Below are 20,616 nucleotides of genomic sequence, written 5' to 3' on the forward strand. Positions count from 1 at the left end.
GACGCGACGACGCTGGGGAACAGGCGAAATTCATACTCAAACGGCGCTACCGGCGCCTTCCCTAGTGAGACGATGGGGTAGCCGCACCATCGGGCCGCACTTCGGCGGCCATAAGGCCTTTCGGGCCGGGCCCGAACCGCACCAGCACGATCTGCCCCGGACGCAGTTCGCTCAGGCCGTGGCGGCGGAGCGTCTCCATATGGACGAAGATGTCCTCGGTGCCCTCGCCGCGCGACAGGAAGCCGAAGCCGCGCAGGCGGTTGAACCACTTCACCCAGGCCCGCTCGAAGCCACCGACCGGCTGCACCGTCACATGGGTGCGCGCCTGCGGCAGCTGCGAATGGTGGAGCGCCGTCGATTCGTCCATGGAGATGACGCGCAGCGCCTGGAAACCGCGTTCGCGCGCGACGACCTCGCACACGACCCGGGCGCCTTCCTGCGCCGTGGTGAATCCGCCGCGCCGCAGACAGGTGACATGCAGCAGCACATCGCCGCCGCCGCTGTCGGGCACCACGAAGCCGTAGCCCTTGGAGACGTCGAACCATTTGATGGTTCCGGCGATCTGGACGAGAGCCCCGTCCGCGCGCTCGGCCGCATCGGTGTCCTGGTCCAGCCCGTCATTCAAGACCAACCCCGGCCGTGGCAGAGAACCGTCCGATACCATCGGCTGCCTACCTCCAGGAACGCTGTTCCGCCCGGATCGGCGGAGATCCATGATTCTGATTTCGAAGCATATCACCCGATGCCGCCACGAAAACACCCAAATTGATTCGTGTGTGCGATTGACCGCATCCGTCACGCGGCCGCGACGGCATCGAACACGTCGCCGATGTCAGCATGGATGACGAGATCGGCGAGTTGATCGAGCTCCGTCGGTTCGCGGTTGATGATGACGAGCCGGGCCCCTTCGCGCTTGGCCTGCACGGGAAATCCGGCCGCCGGCCGCACCACCAGCGATGAGCCGATGGCGAGGAAGACGTCACACCCGGCGGTCAGTGCCGCGGCCCGCGCCATCGCCTCGGTCGGCATGGGCTGGCCGAAGGAGATGGTGGCGGTCTTGACCGGCCCGCCGCAATCGAGGCAGTCCGGCGCCGCCTCCCGCGCCGCCTCGAACCGCGCCCGCACCCAGTCGAGTTCGTAGCGCGTGCCGCAGTCGAGGCAGGTGGCGTAGGTGCTGTTGCCGTGCAGTTCGACAAGCCGTTCCGCCGGCACGCCGGAGGCCTGGTGCAGCCCGTCGATGTTCTGCGTCACGATGGCGCCCAGCCGCCCATCCTCCAGAAGGCGGGCGAGTGCGCGGTGGCCGCGGCCGGGCCGCGCACCGGCGAAGGTCGCCTCCATCGCGAAGCGCCGCCGCCACGCCTCGCTGCGCATCGCCCGGCTGGACAGGAACGTCTCGAAGTCGATCGGCCGGTTCTGCGTCCACAGGCCGCCCGGCGAGCGAAAATCGGGAATGCCGCATTCGGTAGAGAGGCCGGCGCCGGTGAAGGCGACGCCCCGGCGCATCCGCTTCAGGAGTTCCGCGAGATCGGCGCAGGCCGCCTTGATGTCATCGTCCACGATCATATGTTGCGCTCATTCGAACCGCCGGCCGGACGGCCGGCGAAGCCCGCGAGAGGATTCCATGAAGTACCTTCACACCATGGTGCGCGTCACCGACATCGAGGCCTCGCTCGACTTCTACTGCAACAAGCTGGGCCTGGTGGAAGTTCGCCGCAAGGAGGTGCCGCAGGGGCGCTTCACGCTGATCTTTCTCGCCGCTCCGGGCCAGGAAGGCGTCGCCGAAATCGAGCTGACGCACAATTGGGACCCCGAAACCTATGGCGAAGGGCGCAATTTCGGCCATCTCGCCTTCGAGGTCGACGACATCTACGCCGCCTGCCGGAAACTGCAGGACGGCGGCGTGACCATCAACCGCCCGCCGCGCGACGGCCGCATGGCCTTCGTCCGCTCGCCCGACGACATCTCGATCGAGCTGCTCCAGAACGGCGCCGCGCTGGCGCCGCAGGAGCCGTGGCTGTCGATGCCGAACACCGGCAAGTGGTGAGCATGGCGGCGATGCGGGCCGGCGCCGCGAGATAGCACGGCGGTGCACCGGCGTGCCGCCCGTCGTGAGGCCCCGTCGTGACGCTCCGCCCGAGGTGGCGGCTCGGCCGCGGGGCCGGACGGGCGGATGCCCCGCGCCCGCCGCAGCACGCCCTGCGGCCGCCCCTCGCCGCTTTCCGCCGCCGCCTCGCCCGGCCCCCGCGAGGCTGTGGATGGCGTGCAAGAGGACGTCTTGTGCGCCGACGCGCGCGCCCCTATAAGGGCCCCGCCTGCGCGCCCTTCGTCTATCGGTTAGGACGCCACCCTTTCACGGTGGAGAGAGGGGTTCGACTCCCCTAGGGCGCGCCACTTCCGTACAAAACCGCGAACACCCGGCTGGGTGGCGCGGTCGGCAAACACGGCTCTTTCAAGCACCGTCCTTGATCCGTGGATCCGCACGACGTGCTGGTCGACCTCGACAGCGTCGATCAGCGAGCGAAGATAGGCTTTGCGGAACGGCACCTCGCCTTCGGTGATGTTTGAGCGCATGAACTGCCCGAAGCGGGCAAGCTTGTCCGGATCAAGCCGGCTTGCGGCGGCACCCTGATTCTCGATCCGCTCCAGCGCTGAATGCGCCCGATCCCGATCTGCCTTGAGCTTGGCAATCTGCTCCTTGAGCATCTCGTCGGGCTCAGTGATGCCGTCAGCGACAAGCTGGTAGAGCCGCCGCAGCTTGTCTTCCGCCGTCGTTCTTTCGCGAGAGAGTTCATCGATCCGCGCCTGGACCTCAGCATCAGCTTTCACCCGCCGGTCCACAACGGACTGCAGTAGCGCCTCCAGTCGCTCCGGCATCAGGACGCGCTCGGTCACATGGCGTGTGACCAGATGGTCGAGCTTCTCCATCGGCACCGTTCGCCCCTTGCAGGCCGACTTGCCGACCCGGCCGGAGGTCGAGCAGCTGTAATAGCGATAGACCCTGCCGCTCTTCGATGTACCGGTGCGCAGCGTCATGGCGCTGCCGCAACAGGCGCAATAGGCAAGCCCCGTCAGCAGGATCGGACCTGAGATGACCCGTGGCGGGCTGTTGTGCGGGCTCTTCGCCCTGAGCGCCTTCTGCACCTTGTCGAAAGTGCGGCGCTCGAGGATGGCCGGCACCGAGATCGGGATGACCTCGTGCTGAGGCTTCACTTGGCCGGTCTTGGAGCTGCGCTTGTTGAAGCTCCATTCCCCGACATAGACGGGATTGGTCAGGATGCCGTGGATGGTGCCGACGCCGTAGCGTGCTCCGAGGCGGGTGCGGTAGCCCTTGGCGTTGAGGTGCTTGGTGATCTCCTTGATGCCCATGGGACCCGATGTGCCGTCTCCCTGCAGGTAGAGATCGAACATCAGCCGCACCAGCTCGGCCTCCACGGGGTCGACGACGATCCGCTTTTTGATGCGATGGCCGCGCTTCTCGACCTCTTCGAGGGTGAACCCGAGCGGCAGGCGAGCGCCGTTATAGAAACCCTGCCGGGCATTCTCCTTCATGGCCCGCAGCACGTGCTTGGCGTTCTCGCGGGACTGGTATTCGTCAAACAGGGCGATGACCTGCCGCATCATGACCTGTGCCGGATCATCTCCGAGCTCCTGGGTGATGGAGACGAGCCGCACGCCGTGCTTCGCGAGACGGCGGATGTACATCTCCAGCCCGAAGGCATCGCGGAAGAACCGGCTGAAGCTATGGACGACGATGACATCGAATGGGCGATCGTCATCGGATGCCCGTTCAATCATCCGCTGGAACTCGTGCCGGCTGTCGTCCATCGCCGACGCACCCGGCTCCACATACTCTGCCACAACGGACCAGCCCTGCCGCTCGCAATAGGCGGCGGTCTGGAGGCGCTGATCTGGGATGGACAGGTCAACGTCGGCCTGCCGCGTGGTGGAAACGCGGAGATAGAGGGCGGCCCGGCTGGTGATCGGCAAGGCTACGTTCATGGCCCAATCGCCTCCCTCAGGTCCCTTCGGCAGCACCGTCACCTCAGGAGCGCGTCGATCTCCCGCTTGAAGAAGGCCTCGATCAAATCGACTTCTTCAGGTGTGATAGGAACGCTCGACGGCCAGTCGTCGGTGACATGCACGACCTTGGAATCATGCTCGACAGAGTCAGCGGACGCAAGGTTTTGCTCAGCATCTCGAATGACGCGCGCATCACGGTGCGGGATCTTTGAGAGTGGTGCGCCAGACGAGCTCGCAGCTGGCGATGGAGCATCACTGCCCACACTGTGTATTCTCTTCGGACGAAACGGACGCGAGTGACGCATGCGCGGAGGATCAAGGGCATCCCCCCACTGGCCAACATGCCAATTCTACGCCGCAGAACAACCGCGTGCAGCAGCGCAAAAATACTTGTCAGATGCGGCGCGGGAGTCTTTCCCGGGATACGCTTGGTGGAGCGCTATGGCGGCAATGAACCATAATTGGCGTTCGACTGTCCTTGCAGCGACGTCTACTTTGCGCCCGCGAAGCGGACTTTAAGGAGCGTCTGAGAAGATCTCGCGGCGCACATACATCTGTAGTGCGTGACAAACTAGTAAATCGCGCACAGAATGATGTGCGTATCTATTGGGGGATATGCGCAATGCCGGTTGCGGACGCCGATTCGGACAAGCAACAGCTAAAGGATGCTGTTCGCTCAATCATTCTTGTGCAAGGTAATGAATTTATCAAAGAGCTGTTGCGTAAGCACAAGTTAGAGATCGGCACGAACAAGTCCGACTTCTTCAAGAATATCCTCGCGGCCATCGACGCTGGTACATTGACGAGGCAGATGATCGAGGACTGGCTCTCCGAGGTGGAGGGTTGGGGCAACCAACACATCTATCTGTTCAAGCCACCTTCGGTGTCGAAGGCGGAAATACGGGGCAAGATCGAGAGCTCTGCTTTCGCCAAGCTGATCGATACGGCCATCAGCTATGAGTTCCCAGAGGACTTCGAGCTCAGCGCGGTCTCGCTAACAGCCGACCACCTTTTCATTTCTTGGCACAAGGGTGCGGGCGGGTGGGAACGAACGCCGTCGAAGGACTTCGAACGGATTGAGGATGAGGAGCGCTACAAGTACCAAGCCTATCGAGAGCGGTTCGACCGTTCCGTGGTTCGCTTCGCCTGGCGCTTCACGGACCCGTTCTGCGCGGTGATGATCCAGCTGGCCGTCGAGGGTGACGCCCATACACCCATACATCTACACGTACGAGACGACCTCAAGCACATCGGGCTCTTCGATACGTACCCGGAGCGCATCCCGCTGAGTCAAGCCTTCAAGAACATGACCCTACAAAACGATACGCGCGTCCAATCAACCCGAATGATGACGGACGGCGGCCACGTCGACGTCGTTTCCACATTGAGCGAGGGTGGTATCGGCGATGTGGAAGCACTCCTTGAGGCCCGGCGAGGCGTCAACGATAACAGCTTCGCGGGCGCCGACGGGCAGTTCCATTTCCTCCAGACCAAGCACGCCAAGCTCAGCCGCAACGTAAAGGTACAGGGTTACGGGGTTGAGAGCCGCGTGCGGGTTTGGGTTCAGTGCAAGCGGGAGGACGTCTACACCGTTCTCGGTGTGATCTGGGCTCACCAATGAGCGAGTCAGACCTACGGAGACAGTTCGGCAACCAGGCCGTGGATGCCCTACTGGCGCGGATATCGAGCGGATCGTCGCCGGAGATTGACCCGAAGCTGTCGGCTCAGCACTTCGGTCTTCAACCAGAAGCAGCGGTGGAGTTCCTGGATGCCGCGTCGATGGCCGGCTTGGTCGAGCGCCGCGAGGGGCAAGCCTGTCCGGCTTGCAAAGAAGACCTAGGTGCGCTGGATCCGGACGCGGTGCTATGCCCGCTTTGTCAGGAGGCTTTCTCGGACCACGGGGGTATCGCAACGAAGGTTACTTACCGGGTGGGCGGACATCCTCCTCGCGCAATTCCGTGGGTGATCGTGATTCATGGATTCAATACACATGGCGAGTGGCAGCAGGAACTCAGTTGGCGCCTAGGGAACAAGCTCAAGTACAGCGCTCCTGTTCTAATCTACAAGTACGGCCTCATTCGCTTCAGCGTCCTCGTGCGCTGGCGTCATCGCCAACTGGCAAGGCAGCTAGGGGAAGCCATCCGCGCTGCAGTTGCCCACGCGAAGGCCAATCGAATACCCGAACCACCGGACGTAATTCTCCACAGTTTCGGAAGCCAGTTGTTTGTCCAGCTGCTCGCAATGCCGGAGTTCGACGACCTATCGTTTGGACGCGTAATAGCGGCCGGAACTGTGATCCAGCCCAACTACAATTGGTCGGAGCGAATCTCTCAAGGTCGGCTCGAGGGAGTGCTCTGTCACTGCGGCGGCAAGGACTGGGCAGTTCCGTTCGCACAATACTTCATACCAGGAGCTGGGCCGGGTGCACGCTGGGGGTTCAGTAACGTCGCTGCAATCAATGTGATGGATCCCGGCTACGAACATGGCGGTTGCTTTGAACTCACAGAGCTGGACGCCAACCTTGGGCCCGGAGGTTTGTGGGATCGTTTCCTGCGGCGTCACTCCCGTGCACTAGCCGGCGATCCCAAACTATTCCAACCGAAAGTGTGGCGTCCCATGTGGGCGCCCGTTCGGGGCCTTGTCCGCGTGACCAGCGTGCTCTTGATGGCCGGACTCGCGGCGATAGCATTGACGTTGGCTTCCTGGGCGTGGCTCGCCGTTGTCGAGAGGTTCGTATGATTTCGATGCGCTACCGCTGTCTTTCATGGCCTTGGAGATTTCACGAGTACGTCGCCGAGCATTTTGGCGGGAGCGAGTACTACGTGTTTGTGGAGGAGGTTGGACCGGCAAATCCGGAAGGTATGATGGGCCCCGACGAAAAGCCGCTCGATAAGAATATCATGGCCGAAGAACTCAGCGATCGGTCTTGGCGCATTCGCGCAAGCGGCATCGACGCAGCCCAATTCCGTAAGAGCGCGGACACGTTCGAAGAGCTGGACCACGATAACGTCACAGACGGTGAGCGCAGTCGAAGAAAAGATCAGCTGAACGAGGTATTCGGTGAGCAACCGCTCCCCATTTTCGACCTCTATTTGGGGCCGAATGATGCGGACTATCAATATGTCAGAGATATCCTCGTCCCGGGAGCGTGGTATTGGATGGTGGTGAGGAAGCGGTCTCCTGGGGAGGATGCGCTGCCCATCTTTGTTGGCGCTCCAGAGCTGCCGGGCGGCCCGTATATGCCGGGCGCCCTCGAATACGTGGATGCCGTGCCGCTCCCGATCGAATACCAGCTTAGGGACATATTCTCCCTGGTTCATATCTCTGACGCCGAGTTTGGAGAAGAGACTGGCGGCGAAGGGGAGCCGCTCCCCCCTGAACCCGATGTTGGGCCCGAACTAGGCCGTTGGGAGCAGCCCGGTCGGCGGCTCTACCTGCCTCCGCAAGCACTCAAGAGTGCAGGAAACTGAAATGGCTGTCCGCACCAGAAAAGCGATTGCTAGTCCGGACCTGACCAGTGTTTCGGGAATTACGCCATTGTCGGCTGCATCGGGGATCCTCGGTGTCCGCGTTTTCGATGTCGGACAAGGAGACGCGATAGCTATCCTGGCGAAGGTTGGCGACACCGAGCAGGTGGCGCTTCAACTTGACTATGGTGGTCGTGAGCGCAACCCGTTCACAACCAATGCAGACGTTGATACCCGCATGCCGGTGTCACAGAACAGGCTGCTGATGCTGACGCACTGGGATGAGGATCACTGGTCGTCGGCGCCGAAAGGAAGCCAGGCAAAGGCCGCGAGATGGGTGGTCCCGCGCCAAGTGACCTCGCCGCGGGCGGTGCGGTTCTCCGCGTCACTCAATGACATCCATTGCATCCCCGAAAAGCATGTCGGTCAAACAATCCGGTTCACCGCCGGAAACGGCGACTACATCCTTGCGGAGAAGATTGGTTCGTTCCCCGGAGCATTTGCTAAGAATGAGGATTGCAATAAGAGCGGCGTCGCGCTCGCCATCGTTCACTGTACGAGCAATGGCGACGAAGCCATCCTACTTCCTGGTGACGCTCCCTTCGACAAGGTCGCTCCCTTTGTCAGCTTGGAAAAGCAAGGCGTAAAGCTCAGGGCCATTATTGCCTTTCATCATGGCGCTGGCACGCACTGGACCGCGTCTACCGACAAACTGCTGCAGAGCTGGTCCAGGGCGCCGATCTTGGACGTGCTCTTCTCCTGCTCGCGGCCCAATAGCTACAGCCATCCCGACGATGGCCGATACAAAGCCCTCTTGCCCGGAGCAAACTTCCACATGACTGCCGATCTGCGGACAAACGCGGCGGTGTTCAAGGACATCCTGTTCTGATGCGCAGGCAACACTCGTGCGACCCTGGAGGCTCAACTCCCCTCTATCATCGAGGAACTCGAAGGCTGGATCGGCTACCGGCGCGATGAACGCCTCAAAGGCGAGCGCAACGCACGCCTCCGTCGCCGCGCGGAAGAGAACCGGCAGCGGACCGAGGCGCGCACCAAGCGTGAGGAGGAACGCGACGAACTGCTCGACGAGATCGTCAAGATGGGCCGCAAGGTCGAACAACTGCGCTCTTGGATCGACTGGGCGGAAGGTATCGAGGACAACGAAACGCAGCGCATGCGGGATTGGCCGCGTCATCGCCTTAGTGAACTGGAGCGTGCGCTCGATCCCGCCTCGTTTGGCGATTGGCTGCCCGAGCGCACGCTGTTTCCGGAGATCGATCCCTTGGCGCCACTGCCGGCCGATCCCGATCTGGAGACGCCGCCACTGCCGGACAGCTCGACCTAAAGCCCCAGCCCCCGGCTTCGGCCGAGGCTCCACTCGACGCCGCCATCGCGAGATACACCGGAGATGTGCCGGCCGATCTGCTTTGCCAGCACGGGTTGCCATGGCACGAGCTGGAAGCCGAGACCATCGTCGATCATGGCAAAGCGTCCGCTGACGAGATTGACCGAGCCGGCGAGCCGGCCGGACACATACTCGCCCGGTTGGCTCGGGGTGTAGGCAAGGCCGCGCTCTGCCGCCAGGACACGGCCGACGCGATCCACCTCGACCGCTTCGAGTCGGGCGAGGATGTCGCGCGGCGCCCGGACATTGCCGTTCTCCAATCGAACAGCATGGCCCTGGTCGACGAGGCTCTGGCGGCGGCGCTCCAGGGCGTCGTTCACCTCGCGGCCGAAGCCCGAGTCGGAAAGCTCGGTGCGTTGGCGGGAGGCCAGTTCCCGGTCGAGCCACGTTGCGCCATCGCTAGCCACCTGCTGGTCGAGATCGACGGCAGAGAGCGTGCGGACCGCGAAGTCCTTCCTCGCGGTGTGTGCGTCATGGGCGATGCCGCGCTCGGATAGATCGTCCGGGATCTTCCAATGGTCGGCGTCGATGCGCTCGACATGGCCGGCACGACGCAGCGCTTCAAGCCGGCGCACATGGGCGCGGATGAAGGCATCCGGATCGCCGCGCTGCTGCTCGATCGTCGGGCGCGCCGCTTCTAGGTGCTCGCTGGGCCGGTAGATGCCGCCGTTCGCCTCGGCCATGGTCGCGATGTTGAGGTCCGCCGGACGTGGGTCGGACCGTGTCGGCAGCGGGTCGAGCGCGACGATGTGGCCGCGCTTGATGTCGTCTAACCGGGAGGCGTCGCTGGTCTCGACATGGTGGGTGCGTCCGTCCACCCCATCGATGACGAGATAGAACCGCTCGCCCATCTCATCCCCGGCCAGTCCTTTGTCGAGCACGCGACCGACAAGGGCGTGGGAGATGCGGTTGCCATGGGTGACGTACTGCGCGGCGCCGCGTTCGTCAGCGAGTCCGTGATCGGCCAGCGCGCTGTGCATGGTGCGCAGGATGTCCTCGCGCTCGCCCATCGCCCGGAGGGTGCTCTCGGCTCGTTCGGCGAGGCTCCAGCGTCCGGGCTCGATCTCCTCGGCGATGCCGAAGTTTTCCAGCCGCTTCACCCGGTCGATTAGAACATGCCGGTTGGTCCGCACGAGGTAGCTCTCGCCAGCGTCCGGCCGCAGATCGAGGATGCCGTGCTCACGCTGCTCGGCGATCATCATCCGGTCGAGCCGAGTGAGGCGATCGCCGTCCACCTCATGGCGCAGCTTGTTCTGCAACTCGACCTCGGTCTGCGGGCCAAGTTCCAGCGTCATCAGCTCACTCGCCCGACGGCGGATGCCATGGGCGATGTAATCACCGGCGATGTTGAGGATACGGCCATCATCCAGCACGCCTCGAACGAGGATATGGCTGTGCGGGTGCCCGGTGTTGTGATGATCGACGGCGATCCAGTCGAGCCTGGTGCCGAGGTCACTCTCCATCTGCCGCATCAGGTCACGGGTGAATCGCTTCAGGTCGCCGAGCTCAGTGGCATCCTCCGGCGCGACGATGAAGCGGAACTGATGGCGATCCTCGCCACTCCGCTCGACGAAGGCCTTGGCGTCGACTTCATCGCCAAGAGCAGAATAGGCACGCCCTTTCTCGCCGTCGCGAGTGACCCCGTCACGTTCGAGGTAACGCAGATGCGCCCCGACGGCTCCGACGGACACCACGCCGCGCATCTTCGGGCCGCGTTCGCCCTTCCCCTTCCCGGCAAGCTTCACCACCCGCGCCTTCACCACGACGCGCCGAGAGCGGAACCGGCCTGAGGATCCCGACTGCCAGCCGCCACTGTCTCGCGGCAGCGACGCCATTACCTTGGCGCCACGACCGCGCGCATTGAACCGGCCGCTGCTGCCTTCTCGGGCAGCCCAACCACCCGGCCGCGCGCCGCCACCAGCATCACGCGCGGCGATCAGAGCCTGCCGGACGAAGGGCAGCTCGTGTGTCTTGAGCCGCGTCCGCCGGCTTCGCGGCCGGCCCGGTTTGATGCGGAAATCATCTTCATTGCGGCGTGTCATAACCGCAGATTTGGCCACGCAATTGCCTCCCGCAAGTCGAAATTCAATCGATCAAAGTATAGCGTGGAAACGTCGTGTCTGGCGCAGGCCTGGCGGAGCGCACATTGCGCGTGCGCACGAAAGCTATAAGCCTATCAATCGCTTGAATGGTCACCGCGAAAAACCGCACCTTCCAAAACGCCACCTAGACCCGTTTTCCGGAACGGAAAGCAACGTGCAGACAACATCTTAAGGGCAACGCCCGCGCGGATTTAAAATCCGCTTTATCTTGCCATCAAGCTGTCCTGCTTCGTCGGGTCCGAACGAGATCACGTCACATCGCTGCGATACTATGACGGAGCTGCAGAAAACGCTCCATAGGCGCCTAGAGCTGCCGACTTTACCTCAAGCTCTCCGAAGATACGACGCCTGACTGTTGCATAGGCCGCCGCGTGGGCAGCGACGTTGCCATTCATCGCCATGCCTCGCGCGAAGCGGTTGTCGGTGACGCGCAGCCAAACCGCTTAAGATCGTCGGTCGCGGTGCACTGAAGCTGCAAAGGAACTGCGGCCGAACCGCAGTCGGGCTGCGCAGAGGTCGCTGTTTCTTGCGCACCTGCCGCGGCGGATGTGGGACTATCCGGACGTCAATGGCTTCCGAAGACGCACACCAGCACCGCCACCGTTCTCGGGGGTAAACTCTATGCCGGCTTGCTCAAGCGCTGCGACGATTGAAGCCAGATTACCCGCGTGCGGAACGCGAACGCCACGCTCAAAGTCGACAATGGTCGGACGAGACACCTGTGCCGCTTCCGCAAGCTCAGCCTGACTCCAACCGAGCATCCCTCGCGCTCCACGGCATTGGGCGGGCGAAATTTCCGTCACGTTCAAGGTACCGTCAAAGTTTGACTTTTTGAAAAACAACTGCATTCTGAGATAGCCGCCAACGGCGGCTAAGCGGTCGGAAAAGGTGTTTGCACCACCTCTCCCGACCTGACCACAATCAAGCTGCTTGGAGCTCGGATCATGGCTGATTCTGAGATTAGCACGAGTCTGTCCCGGCCATCCCGGAGGGACGCTCTCTCCGCCGCCCTGATGATGATCGGCGGCACTTCCTTCAACAGTTCGGCTGCGGCCGAACCGCAGGAACATGGCGCAACGGACGCGGCTGTCCTTGCATGGAAAGCGTGGCGCGCTGCGCATCGGCGCACACTCGCCCTTTGCCGGAAGCAGCAGCGTCTTGAGTCGGAGCTGGCGCGGACGATCGGCTTTCCGCAGGCGGTCCTTGCAGCAGACGAATTGCCGTCTCCGGTCAGCATAGGTTCTCTGCGACAGTTCGATGGTCTTGCGGCCGATCTGCCGTCGCTTTGCACGCGGCGTGCCGAAGTCGTTGCCGCGTTGCGCGCACATCAGCAGCGCTGGGACGACGCGGATAGCGCCATCGGCTATTCTGTCACTCGGCAGGAAGAGGCGGCGGCTTCTGCCGAAGAAGAGCGCCTGATTGTGCGGCTCTTTGCAGTGGACGCCACGTCTCTGCCCGGTCTCTCCGCGAAGCTCGACGTGCTGATCGCTCTCGGCGCTGATGGCGCCGAGGGGCGTCACTTTCCTTGGCCGGAACTGCGGCGCATCCGCAAAGATGTTGCGCGCATGATTCAGCTGCAGCGTCACGATGCAGTCGGCTTCACTGCTTGAAGCAATGCTCGCGATGCCGACGCAGGAAGTGGGGATGCGGACGCTCCTTGCGGCGCAATGGCGCGTCCGCTCCGGTTGATGAAGGCACGAAACGGCATTATCGCCCGGCCCGACACCATCCTCGCTATCCACGGTAGAATACAGTCCATCTTTTGGGCAGGATACGCTATATATTGTATCTTGACGATTGACTCATACGGGATGTGCGGCCAAATGATTCGAATGTTTCGATTTTACAATGAATCTAGCGTCGCGTTCGCCGTGCATGTCCCGATTTGTCTCACAAGGATGAACGATGGCCCGCCCCGGCAAAGACTGCATCTAAAGAACCAGCAGAACCTCCGCCGCACCGCATCTTTAAGCAGGAGCCGCTTGCCAGTTACAATGAAGGTTTCCTCGCTCACGTAAAGGAATGCGGGCAGCCCGAGACTTACCCCGGCCTTTACCACGGCAAGATTTCCCGCGACGAGGAGTTCAAGCGGCTCAAGCCGTTCACAATCAACCGCTTCAAGCGGCCAGAGGCAGATCAGGCGCCATGCCCGCGCTGCGGCCAGAAAGACAAGTATTTATCCGGTGACCTCGATATCCACGTCAAGAAGCCCAAGGGCAAGCCGATGCCCGACCGCACCGCCCGCGCCAATGCCCGTAAATCCGCCATCCGCGCCAAGGTCGAGCATCCGTTTGCCATGCTGAAGGGACCGATGCGGCTCTTCATCCGCACCATCGGCATCAAACGCGCCGAGGCGGCGATCACGCTGGCCGCCATGGCCTACGATATGAAGCGATGGGTCTGGCTCAATGGGAGAACCGAGCCCGCATGACGCCAAATACGCCCGAAAGGGCGGCTTTGGCAGGCCGCAACACGCCGAAAAGCCGCTGTGGCGCTTCCTTGCAGCCCAAATTCCGCGCCGGTAACGGCATCACGCAGGGTTCCCGGAGGTGTCCATATGGCTGACCTTGCCGGCCTCGCGCAGGGAACGCCTCGTTGGCTTGCGAGCGATAGGTCGTGTCGGCCCACACAACCCGACGCCGTATTGTCCGGATCGATCAATCCCTCGCGCAGGCGCGCCCCATCATGGGCGGCGGCATCGCTGACCAGCCGGCGCCTTATCACCCCATGCCGCCGGTCGATGGCGATATGCGCCTTGTAGCTGAAGATCGGGATGGCGATGTCGGGCGGCTGTGGCACTCCCTCGGCCGCCGGCTTGGCCTTGGTGAATTTCACCGTCCAGCGCGCATCCACATCCTTCTGCGCCGCCTTGGCCGGCTGGTCGGGCCAGATCTCATTGGCTGACTTGCCCTGCTTGATCGCCGCCTTCTCCGCCTCCTTGTTGCGCTGGCGCGGGGCCGCCACCAGGGTGGCATCCACGATCTGGCCCGACATCGGCAGGTAACCCGCAGCAATGATCGCCTGGTCCAGCCGCGTGAACAGCGCGTCCAGCGCCCGGGCGGCAATCAATACCTCGCGGAAATCCCACAGCGTGTTCGCATCCGGCGCGCCGTCCCCCGGACCCAGCCCGCAGAACCGCATCCAGCTCAGCCGGTCGCGCACCAGATACGAGGTCTGTTGCAGCGACAGACCGTGCAGCGCCTGCAACACCAGCATCTTGAATTTCAGGACCGCGTCGAACGGCGGACGGCCACCCTTGCGCGGGTCGCCGCGCCGCAGCGCCTTGGCCAGAACCGGCCGGAACTGCTCAAAATCAACCGTCGCCGACAGCCGCTCCAGCGGATCACCTTCCGCCGATAGCTCACGTAGACGATCCTCAAAATCCCGGAAACCACCCTGTCCCACCATGACCCAACCCCACTACAGGCTGTATGCCATATCATAGCAGAAATTGGCGGTTTCCGGAGGCGTCCACATTGTCTTGAAGCGTTGAGAAGCGTCTCCTAACGTGGCTCGCGGAATGAGTTGGGAAGGGGGAAGCATGCAGCAGAAGGCGCACTTGATCGGCCGTTCGCGGTCGGCACTGCCGGAATGGACCCTGCCGGCACTTGTGCTGACATCCTTCCTTGCTGTCTCTCCTGCGCCTGCACAGACCCATGGCTGCGGCAGCGTTAGTGACTGCAACGAGGACCTGCTCGGTAATTTTGCGACGCTCTCGGCAACGTCGGCAGGTCAGGCCTTGCTGGAGGCGAACGAAGCCACCGAAATCAGCATCTATTCGTCATCCACCGGCGCGCGAAAACAGGTTGCCGCGATCGACAGCCAGCTTCAGGGCTGGTCGATCTATTACAATATCTGGAACCATGCCGTTCCGGAGCTGAGCCATCTCTTCAATGCAGGGTCGCTGCTCAATCCCGGCAACAATGCGCCGAGCGGAGCCTATCTCCTCAACACGGCCCCCATGCTCGATGCGCTCGGGGAAGTGGCCGGAGATATGAAGGATTACTTCTCCAGCCTCGCCTCGCCAACCTACAATGCCGCTTATACGGTTCTGCCTCAGTACGCCGCGCAGGATCCGCTTGATCCGCGCCCCTTCGTGGTTTTCGAGGCGATCAACAGCAATCCTTGGACGACCGAGCAGACATCGCAGCTTGCGGTATCGATCCAGCAATCTTCCAACGTGCCGAGCGGCTATCAGGTGCAGGACTGGGGGAGCTACATCACCAGTCCCGGCTTTCCCAGCGGGCATTCCACCGCGGGCAACACGCTCGCCATCCTCACCGGCATCATGGCGCCGGAGTACTACAAGGACTTCCTGATGGCGGGCATCGAGTTCGCCCTCAGCCGGAACGTCTTCGGCGTCCATCACCCGATCGATACGATCGGCGGACGGCTCATCGCCACCTACAACATCGCCGAATGGCTGAACGGCCGTCATTATGAGGGCGTTGAGGCCGCCGATATCGCCACCGCCAGCGCCGAACTCCAGGCTCTGATCGGCTCCGGCGGCGGCTCGCCCTATGCGGATGCCTGCGCGGGCAATGTGGTCGCCTGCATCCGTGCCGGCGCCATCCCCACAGCGGCGGAATTCGCCGCTCCGCGCGACTATTACACCTATTATCTCACCTATGGGCTGCCCAATGTCGGCACCACCGGGCTTGCGCCGGTCGTGCCCGATGGCGCCGAAGTGCTCATCGCCTCGCGCTTCCCCTATCTGTCGGCCGACCAACGGCGCGAGGTGCTGGCGACCACGGAAATCGATTCCGGCAGCCTGTTCGACAACGGCTCGGGTTGGGCGCGGCTGAACCTGTACGCCGCCGCGGACGGCTTCGGCGCGCTCAATTGTGGCGGTGAAGGCGCGACGGGCTGCATTCAGACCGTGACCATGAGCAGCGCCGCCGGCGGCTACAATGCGTTCGATGTCTGGGCCAACGACATCAGCGGGGATGGCGGCCTTGAACTCGCCGGCGATGGCACGCTCGTGCTGGTCGGCAACGCGACCTATACCGGTGGCACGACCGTGAGCGGTGGCATGCTTGCGCTCACCGGTTCGCTCGTGGGCTCCCTCGACATCGCCTCTGGCGCCAGCTTCTTCAATGCCGGATCGGTGACCGCGCTGGGCGGCAGCGTTATCGTCAATGACGGCACGCTGCTCAATGACGGCACGCTGGCGAGCAGCGTCGTCTCGACCGGCAGCTTCGGCAATAATGGACAGGTGGCGGGTTCGGTGGCGAGTTCCGGCCTGCTGTTCGGCACCGGCACGATCAATGGCGATCTGGATGTACGCGCAGGTACCATCGCCCCCGGCAATTCCATCGGTACCGTCACCGTCGGCGGCAATCTCGTGCTGGCATCCGGCACCGTCTATGAGGCGGAGATCGGCTCAAACGGCACGAGCGACCTGATCACGGCGGCCGGCACAGCGACGATAACGGGGGCCATTCTTGACGTGGTCGTGCAGCCCGGCGCCGTGGTCGGCCTGTCGAGCTTCGAGATATTGACCGCCGCCAGCGGCATCAATGGCACCTTCGCCTCGGTCAACGACCCGCTCGGCGCCGCCTATCCCTTTCTCGACACGGCACTGTCCTACAGCGGCGGCAGCGTGACGCTCGAAACGGTACGCAGCGACGTGCCGTTGGCGGCCGCCGCGCGCACGCGCAACCAGATCGCCATCGCCAACGCGCTCGAAACCATTCCCAGCGATACCACGCTTGCGGACGCGGTTTTCTCGCTGAATTTCGACAGCGCACCGGCTGCCCTGGCCGCCTTTGCCGGCGAGGTCGGCGCGTCTGCCGCGAGCGTGATGATCACCGACAGCCGGGTCCTGCGCGACGTGACGGATGCACGCCTGCGCGCCGCCGCAGGAGCCGGCGCGCCATCCGGCATGGCAACGGCGCCTTTGTTCTATGCGCCGCCACCGGCCTCTCCCGCCGCTTTCCCGATGAAAGCGCAGACCATGCTGCAGCCGGCCAGCACAGCCTGGGCACAGGGCTTTGGCAGTTGGTCCAGCTTCGAGAGCGACGGGAATGCCGCCGGGCTGTCCAGCAATACGGGCGGCCTTCTGATGGGCGCGGATGCCCTGCTGGCCGACTGGCGCCTTGGCCTGTTCGGCGGCTACAGCGCCTCAAGCATCAATCTCGACGGAGGGGCTTCGTCGGCCGATACGGACAATTGGCATATCGGCCTTTATGCCGGCCGCGAGTGGGATGCGCTGGCCGTGCGCCTCGGCCTTGCCAATAGCTGGAGCGAGATCGAGAGTACGCGCGCCGTAGCGTTCAACGGCTTTGGCGAGTCGCTCGCCGGCGATTATGATGCCACCACGTTTCAAATGTTTGGCGAATTGGGCTACCAGCTGGAACTGGCCACGCTGCGGGCCGAACCCTTCGCCAATGTGGCTTATGTCCGGTACGCAGCTGACAGCTACAGCGAAACCGGCGGCGAGGCGGCGCTCGCGGTCGACGATTCCACCACCTCCACCACCTTTTCCACCCTCGGCCTGCGCCTGGCCCAGCCGCTGGCGCTCGGCTCGGCAACCGGCACGCTGTCCGGCATGATCGGCTGGCAGCATGCCTTCGGCGACACGCTGCCAACCCAGACCCAGTCCTTCGCGATCGGCGGATCGCCGTTCACGGTGAGCGGTGTGCCGATCGCGCAGGACGCGGCCCTGGTCGAGGCCGGCATCGCCGTCGCGGTCGGCTTGTCCGGCCAGCTCTCCCTGGCCTATGGTGGCCAGTTCGGCGACGGCACGACGCAGAACAGCGTCAACGCGGCGCTGCGGATCCGCTTCTAGGAGCGGACGGGCCCGCTCAATCCGCGCCGGGATCGCCGGCAAGTCCGGCTGCCGCGATGCCGGCCAGCGCCGCCGTTTCGTCATTCTCGGAGGTGTCGCCGGAAATGCCGACGGCGCCGACCAGCGCCCCCTGCGCATCGCGGATCAGCACGCCACCGGGCACCGGCACCAGCGCGCCGCCGACGACATGGCTGACCGCGCCGACAAAGAAAGCCTGCTCTTTGGCGCGCTTGAAGATCGAGCGCGAGCCCATGCCGAGCGAGAGCGCGCCATAGGCCTTGCCATGGGCGATCTCGAAACGCTTGAGGCTCGTGCCATCCTCGGAAGCGGCGGCCTTCACCGCGCCGCGCGCGTCGAGCACGACCACGGCCATCGGCTTGAAATTGCCGACGCGGCACTGGTCCAGCGCCGTGGACAGGATGGTCTGGGCGGCGGCGCGCTGGTGTTGCAGGCGCTGCACGGTCTGTCGCTGCAACAGACCTCGTATCTGGTGCGCGACCGGCTGAGCTGGATGCGGTTCTGCGGGCTGGGTCCGGGGGACGGCGCGCCGGATGCGAACACGCTGTGGGATTTCCGCGAGGTATTGATTGCCGCCCGGGCGCTGGACGCGCTGTTCACGCGGCTGGACCAGGCGATCATTGCTGCGGGTTACCTGCCGATGTCGGGCCAGATCGTGGATGCCACCCTGGTGGCGGCCCCGCGCCAGCGCAACAAGGAGGCGGAGAAGGCGGCGATCAAGCAGGGCAAGTCAGCCAATGAGATCTGGCCCGACCAGCCGGCCAAGGCGGCGCAGAAGGATGTGGATGCGCGCTGGACGGTGAAATTCACCAAGGCCAAGCCGGCGGCCGAGGGAGTGCCACAGCCGCCCGACATCGCCATCCCGATCTTCAGCTACAAGGTGCATATCGCCATCGACCGGCGGCATGGGGTGATAAGGCGCCGGCTGGTCAGCGATGCCGCCGCCCATGATGGGGCGCGCCTGCGCGAGGGATTGATCGATCCGGACAATACGGCGTCGGGTTGTGTGGGCCGACACGACCTATCGCTCGCAAGCCAACGAGGCGTTCCCTGCGCGAGGCCGGCAAGGTCAGCCATATCCACGTCAAGAAGCCCAAGGGCAAGCCGATGCCCGACCGCACCGCCCGCGCCAATGCCCGTAAATCCGCCATCCGCGTCAAGGTCGAGCATCCGTTTGCCATGCTGAAGGGACCGATGCGGCTCTTCATCCGCACCATCGGCATCAAACGCGCCGAGGCGGCGATCACGCTGGCCGCCATGGCCTACAATATGAAGCGATAGGTCTGGCTCAATGGGAGAACCGAGCCCGCATGACGCCAAATACGCCCGAAAGGGCGGCTTTGGCAGGCCGCAACACGCCGAAAAGCCGCTGTGGCGCTTCCTTGCAGCCCAAATTCCGCGCCGGTAACGGCATCACGCAGGGTTCCCGGAGGTGTCCACTTTCTAAATCAACGCAATATCAATGACATAGGTGTTCGTAGTTTCACCCTGGTCGGCGCGCCAAATACGCCGATTGCCCTCCGCAGTACCCGATAACCGCCGAACGTAAGCCTGTGCGCCGCATAAGGACAGGCTGTACATGAAAGAGAGTAGCAACGACGGCATTCGGCGGTGAAAAAGTTCGAATCGTTAACGGGTGATGTCTCGATTTTCCTGCGTTGAAGTCGAGAGTGGCCTTTGAACGGGCGACTATCCGCGTCAAGTGCTGCTCGGGCATCGCAAGCTCGACACCACGGCGGTCTACACCCGCGTCGCCCTGAAGACCCTGCGCGAGGTGGAGAGCCGCTCTCCTTGCTGACACCGCCGCCTCTGTAGGCCGTGCCGGTCCATGGCGCGGCCGGTATGTGCGCGGAAATTCAGCGCCTTACCAAGAGAACGATGCTGACAAGCACCGTGGCGAGCCCGAGCAGGGAGACCGGCGCTAGCTCCTCACCGAGGACTATCCGACCCAGAAGCACGCCGATGACCGGATTCACGTAGGCGAAGGTCGAGGCGACGACTGGGCTGAAAGCGTGAAGGACATGGATATAGGAAGTCAGCCCGATCACCGAGGCGAATACGATCAGGAACCCGAAGGCGAGCGCCTGCTGCGTGTCCGGCACGCCCGGCAGTGGCGCGGCCTCGTCCACCGCCAATATGGTGAGCACCAGCGCGGCGGCCAGCATCTGCAGGCTGGCCGCCCATTCCGGCGGCAGGCGCCGCATCAATGGGCGCTGCACGATGGTGCCGAGTGACCAGCTCACGCCCGCGCTGATCAGCACGACCGAGGTGAGCCCGGCATAGCCCGGCTCGATGATCGCGGACGGAGCGCCGAATAATGTCGGCGCAACGACGAGGAAGAGACCGAACAGGCCGAGCACCAGGCCGAACATCACTCCCCGCGACGGCACGCTTCGGGTGATGGCGAGGTCGAGCAGGCAACTCCACAACGGGATGGCGCCGAGCGCCATGACGATGAAGCTCGACGTGGCGTGACGCGAGGCGAAAGTCGCCAGCCCGTTGCCGGCGACCCACATCAGCAGGCCGCTCAGCGCGCAAGTGCCGAGATCGCGCGCCGACGGGCGTGGAATCCGGCCGGTCCGCACCAGGGCCACCGAGCCCAGCAGCAGCGCGGCACACCACATCCGGACCGACTGCAACTGCAGAACGGTGATGGCGGCGGACCCGGAAATACAGATCTTTACCGCGAGATAGGCCGCGCCCCAAACGAGATAGATCGTGAGGAGATGGCCATAGGCGGACAAAGGAGGCTTGCGAGCTGGGGAGCGGCCGACCGCGGTAGAACTCATAACGACGGGGCGCTTTCGATGCTGG

At 63.6% G+C, this 20,616-nt stretch carries 19 protein-coding genes, 1 tRNA gene and 1 pseudogene; 13 read left to right on the forward strand and 8 right to left on the reverse strand.

Translation table 11 applies throughout. The features are described from left to right. Positions 1-61: 61 nt before the first annotated feature. Together AC1PZ7_RS14465 and AC1PZ7_RS14470 are read right to left on the reverse strand one after the other, a co-directional pair. Positions 62-664: a cold-shock protein gene (locus tag AC1PZ7_RS14465; RefSeq protein WP_482355912.1), complete on the reverse strand. Its 603-nt coding sequence runs from the start codon at positions 662-664 to the stop codon at positions 62-64. Between the two features lie 131 nt (positions 665-795). Next, entirely contained in the window at positions 796-1,563 is a 768-nt protein-coding gene (locus tag AC1PZ7_RS14470) for an SIR2 family NAD-dependent protein deacylase (protein WP_482355913.1), read from the reverse strand. Between the two features lie 58 nt (positions 1,564-1,621). Between AC1PZ7_RS14470 and AC1PZ7_RS14475 the strand changes: the two genes are divergently transcribed. The 3 genes from AC1PZ7_RS14475 (at position 1,622) to AC1PZ7_RS14485 (ending at position 2,853) form a co-directional block, all read left to right on the forward strand. Then, positions 1,622-2,044 carry a VOC family protein gene (locus AC1PZ7_RS14475; protein WP_482355914.1) on the forward strand — a complete coding sequence of 141 codons (423 nt, stop codon included), beginning with the start codon at positions 1,622-1,624 and terminating at the stop codon, positions 2,042-2,044. A 272-nt stretch (positions 2,045-2,316) separates the two neighbouring features. Continuing rightward, positions 2,317-2,391 (forward strand) — tRNA-Glu (locus AC1PZ7_RS14480). Positions 2,392-2,652: 261 nt separating this feature from the next. Further along, positions 2,653-2,853, forward strand: coding sequence for a hypothetical protein (locus AC1PZ7_RS14485; protein WP_482355915.1), 201 nt, complete (start codon positions 2,653-2,655; stop codon positions 2,851-2,853). 48 nt (positions 2,854-2,901) lie between these two features. Here AC1PZ7_RS14485 and AC1PZ7_RS14490 read toward each other — a convergent pair. Continuing rightward, positions 2,902-3,999: pseudogene (locus AC1PZ7_RS14490) on the reverse strand (recombinase family protein); the annotation flags it as partial. 643 nt (positions 4,000-4,642) lie between these two features. On the opposite strand from AC1PZ7_RS14490, the gene AC1PZ7_RS14495 reads away from it, so the two are divergent. The 5 genes from AC1PZ7_RS14495 (at position 4,643) to AC1PZ7_RS14515 (ending at position 8,832) form a co-directional block, all read left to right on the forward strand. After that, entirely contained in the window at positions 4,643-5,641 is a 999-nt protein-coding gene (locus AC1PZ7_RS14495) for a hypothetical protein (protein ID WP_482355916.1), read from the forward strand. Then, positions 5,638-6,759 carry a hypothetical protein gene (locus tag AC1PZ7_RS14500; protein ID WP_482355917.1) on the forward strand — a complete coding sequence of 374 codons (1,122 nt, stop codon included), beginning with the start codon at positions 5,638-5,640 and terminating at the stop codon, positions 6,757-6,759. The genes AC1PZ7_RS14495 and AC1PZ7_RS14500 overlap by 4 nt, the downstream gene beginning before the upstream one ends. Beyond that, the gene (locus AC1PZ7_RS14505) at positions 6,756-7,490 is read left to right on the forward strand and encodes a hypothetical protein (RefSeq protein WP_482355918.1); all 735 of its coding nucleotides are present in this window, start codon (positions 6,756-6,758) and stop codon (positions 7,488-7,490) included. The genes AC1PZ7_RS14500 and AC1PZ7_RS14505 overlap by 4 nt, the downstream gene beginning before the upstream one ends. A gap of 1 nt (position 7,491) precedes the next feature. Continuing rightward, complete coding sequence (locus AC1PZ7_RS14510) at positions 7,492-8,376, forward strand: ComEC/Rec2 family competence protein (RefSeq protein WP_482355919.1); 885 nt, start codon at positions 7,492-7,494, stop codon at positions 8,374-8,376. Between the two features lie 210 nt (positions 8,377-8,586). Next, on the forward strand, positions 8,587-8,832 hold the full coding sequence (locus tag AC1PZ7_RS14515; protein ID WP_482355920.1) for a hypothetical protein: 246 nt from the start codon (positions 8,587-8,589) through the stop codon (positions 8,830-8,832). On the opposite strand, the gene AC1PZ7_RS14520 is transcribed toward AC1PZ7_RS14515, so the two are convergent. Further along, complete coding sequence (locus tag AC1PZ7_RS14520; protein WP_482355921.1) at positions 8,829-10,952, reverse strand: DUF3363 domain-containing protein; 2,124 nt, start codon at positions 10,950-10,952, stop codon at positions 8,829-8,831. The two genes, AC1PZ7_RS14515 and AC1PZ7_RS14520, sit on opposite strands and share 4 nt — an antisense overlap. 596 nt (positions 10,953-11,548) lie before the next feature. Next, entirely contained in the window at positions 11,549-11,842 is a 294-nt protein-coding gene (locus AC1PZ7_RS14525; RefSeq protein WP_482355922.1) for a helix-turn-helix domain-containing protein, read from the reverse strand. Between the two features lie 96 nt (positions 11,843-11,938). Between AC1PZ7_RS14525 and AC1PZ7_RS14530 the strand changes: the two genes are divergently transcribed. Both AC1PZ7_RS14530 and AC1PZ7_RS14535 read left to right on the forward strand, forming a co-directional pair. Then, positions 11,939-12,604: a hypothetical protein gene (locus AC1PZ7_RS14530; protein WP_482355923.1), complete on the forward strand. Its 666-nt coding sequence runs from the start codon at positions 11,939-11,941 to the stop codon at positions 12,602-12,604. 275 nt (positions 12,605-12,879) lie between these two features. After that, complete coding sequence (locus AC1PZ7_RS14535) at positions 12,880-13,425, forward strand: hypothetical protein (RefSeq protein ID WP_482355924.1); 546 nt, start codon at positions 12,880-12,882, stop codon at positions 13,423-13,425. Here AC1PZ7_RS14535 and AC1PZ7_RS14540 read toward each other — a convergent pair. Next, a complete protein-coding gene (locus tag AC1PZ7_RS14540) occupies positions 13,374-14,402 on the reverse strand; it encodes a transposase (RefSeq protein ID WP_482355925.1) in 1,029 nt (342 codons plus the stop codon). The genes AC1PZ7_RS14535 and AC1PZ7_RS14540 overlap by 52 nt on opposite strands. A gap of 133 nt (positions 14,403-14,535) precedes the next feature. On the opposite strand from AC1PZ7_RS14540, the gene AC1PZ7_RS14545 reads away from it, so the two are divergent. Next, on the forward strand, positions 14,536-17,784 hold the full coding sequence (locus tag AC1PZ7_RS14545; RefSeq protein WP_482355926.1) for an autotransporter domain-containing protein: 3,249 nt from the start codon (positions 14,536-14,538) through the stop codon (positions 17,782-17,784). Positions 17,785-17,800: 16 nt separating this feature from the next. On the opposite strand, the gene AC1PZ7_RS14550 is transcribed toward AC1PZ7_RS14545, so the two are convergent. Further along, positions 17,801-18,259 (reverse strand): GlcG/HbpS family heme-binding protein, encoded by a 459-nt coding sequence (locus AC1PZ7_RS14550; protein ID WP_482355927.1) that lies wholly within the window; start codon positions 18,257-18,259, stop codon positions 17,801-17,803. On the opposite strand from AC1PZ7_RS14550, the gene AC1PZ7_RS14555 reads away from it, so the two are divergent. Both AC1PZ7_RS14555 and AC1PZ7_RS14560 read left to right on the forward strand, forming a co-directional pair. Next, positions 18,227-18,988, forward strand: coding sequence for a transposase (locus tag AC1PZ7_RS14555; protein ID WP_482355928.1), 762 nt, complete (start codon positions 18,227-18,229; stop codon positions 18,986-18,988). The two genes, AC1PZ7_RS14550 and AC1PZ7_RS14555, sit on opposite strands and share 33 nt — an antisense overlap. Next, positions 18,910-19,083, forward strand: coding sequence for a hypothetical protein (locus tag AC1PZ7_RS14560; RefSeq protein WP_482355929.1), 174 nt, complete (start codon positions 18,910-18,912; stop codon positions 19,081-19,083). Before AC1PZ7_RS14555 ends, AC1PZ7_RS14560 begins: the two co-directional genes overlap by 79 nt. Positions 19,084-19,658: 575 nt before the next feature. Here the strand turns inward: AC1PZ7_RS14560 and AC1PZ7_RS14565 are convergent. Beyond that, positions 19,659-20,546, reverse strand: coding sequence for an EamA family transporter (locus AC1PZ7_RS14565; protein ID WP_482355930.1), 888 nt, complete (start codon positions 20,544-20,546; stop codon positions 19,659-19,661). Positions 20,547-20,616: the final 70 nt, after the last annotated feature.

This window comes from Ancylobacter sp. TW_SC_1 (assembly GCF_056836805.1).

Bases quoted from the DNA above. Each gene is read 5' to 3' on its own strand.
- AC1PZ7_RS14505 (WP_482355918.1), top strand. From the start codon at position 6,756: ATGATTTCGATGCGCTACCGCTGTCTTTCATGGCCTTGGAGATTTCAC.
- AC1PZ7_RS14465 (WP_482355912.1), bottom strand. From the start codon at position 664: ATGGTATCGGACGGTTCTCTGCCACGGCCGGGGTTGGTCTTGAATGAC.
- AC1PZ7_RS14510 (WP_482355919.1), top strand. From the start codon at position 7,492: ATGGCTGTCCGCACCAGAAAAGCGATTGCTAGTCCGGACCTGACCAGT.
- AC1PZ7_RS14485 (WP_482355915.1), top strand. From the start codon at position 2,653: ATGCGCCCGATCCCGATCTGCCTTGAGCTTGGCAATCTGCTCCTTGAG.
- AC1PZ7_RS14515 (WP_482355920.1), top strand. From the start codon at position 8,587: ATGGGCCGCAAGGTCGAACAACTGCGCTCTTGGATCGACTGGGCGGAA.
- AC1PZ7_RS14525 (WP_482355922.1), bottom strand. From the start codon at position 11,842: ATGCAGTTGTTTTTCAAAAAGTCAAACTTTGACGGTACCTTGAACGTG.
- AC1PZ7_RS14475 (WP_482355914.1), top strand. From the start codon at position 1,622: ATGAAGTACCTTCACACCATGGTGCGCGTCACCGACATCGAGGCCTCG.
- AC1PZ7_RS14540 (WP_482355925.1), bottom strand. From the start codon at position 14,402: ATGGTGGGACAGGGTGGTTTCCGGGATTTTGAGGATCGTCTACGTGAG.
- AC1PZ7_RS14500 (WP_482355917.1), top strand. From the start codon at position 5,638: ATGAGCGAGTCAGACCTACGGAGACAGTTCGGCAACCAGGCCGTGGAT.
- AC1PZ7_RS14530 (WP_482355923.1), top strand. From the start codon at position 11,939: ATGGCTGATTCTGAGATTAGCACGAGTCTGTCCCGGCCATCCCGGAGG.
- AC1PZ7_RS14560 (WP_482355929.1), top strand. From the start codon at position 18,910: ATGCCCGACCGCACCGCCCGCGCCAATGCCCGTAAATCCGCCATCCGC.
- AC1PZ7_RS14470 (WP_482355913.1), bottom strand. From the start codon at position 1,563: ATGATCGTGGACGATGACATCAAGGCGGCCTGCGCCGATCTCGCGGAA.
- AC1PZ7_RS14545 (WP_482355926.1), top strand. From the start codon at position 14,536: ATGCAGCAGAAGGCGCACTTGATCGGCCGTTCGCGGTCGGCACTGCCG.
- AC1PZ7_RS14495 (WP_482355916.1), top strand. From the start codon at position 4,643: ATGCCGGTTGCGGACGCCGATTCGGACAAGCAACAGCTAAAGGATGCT.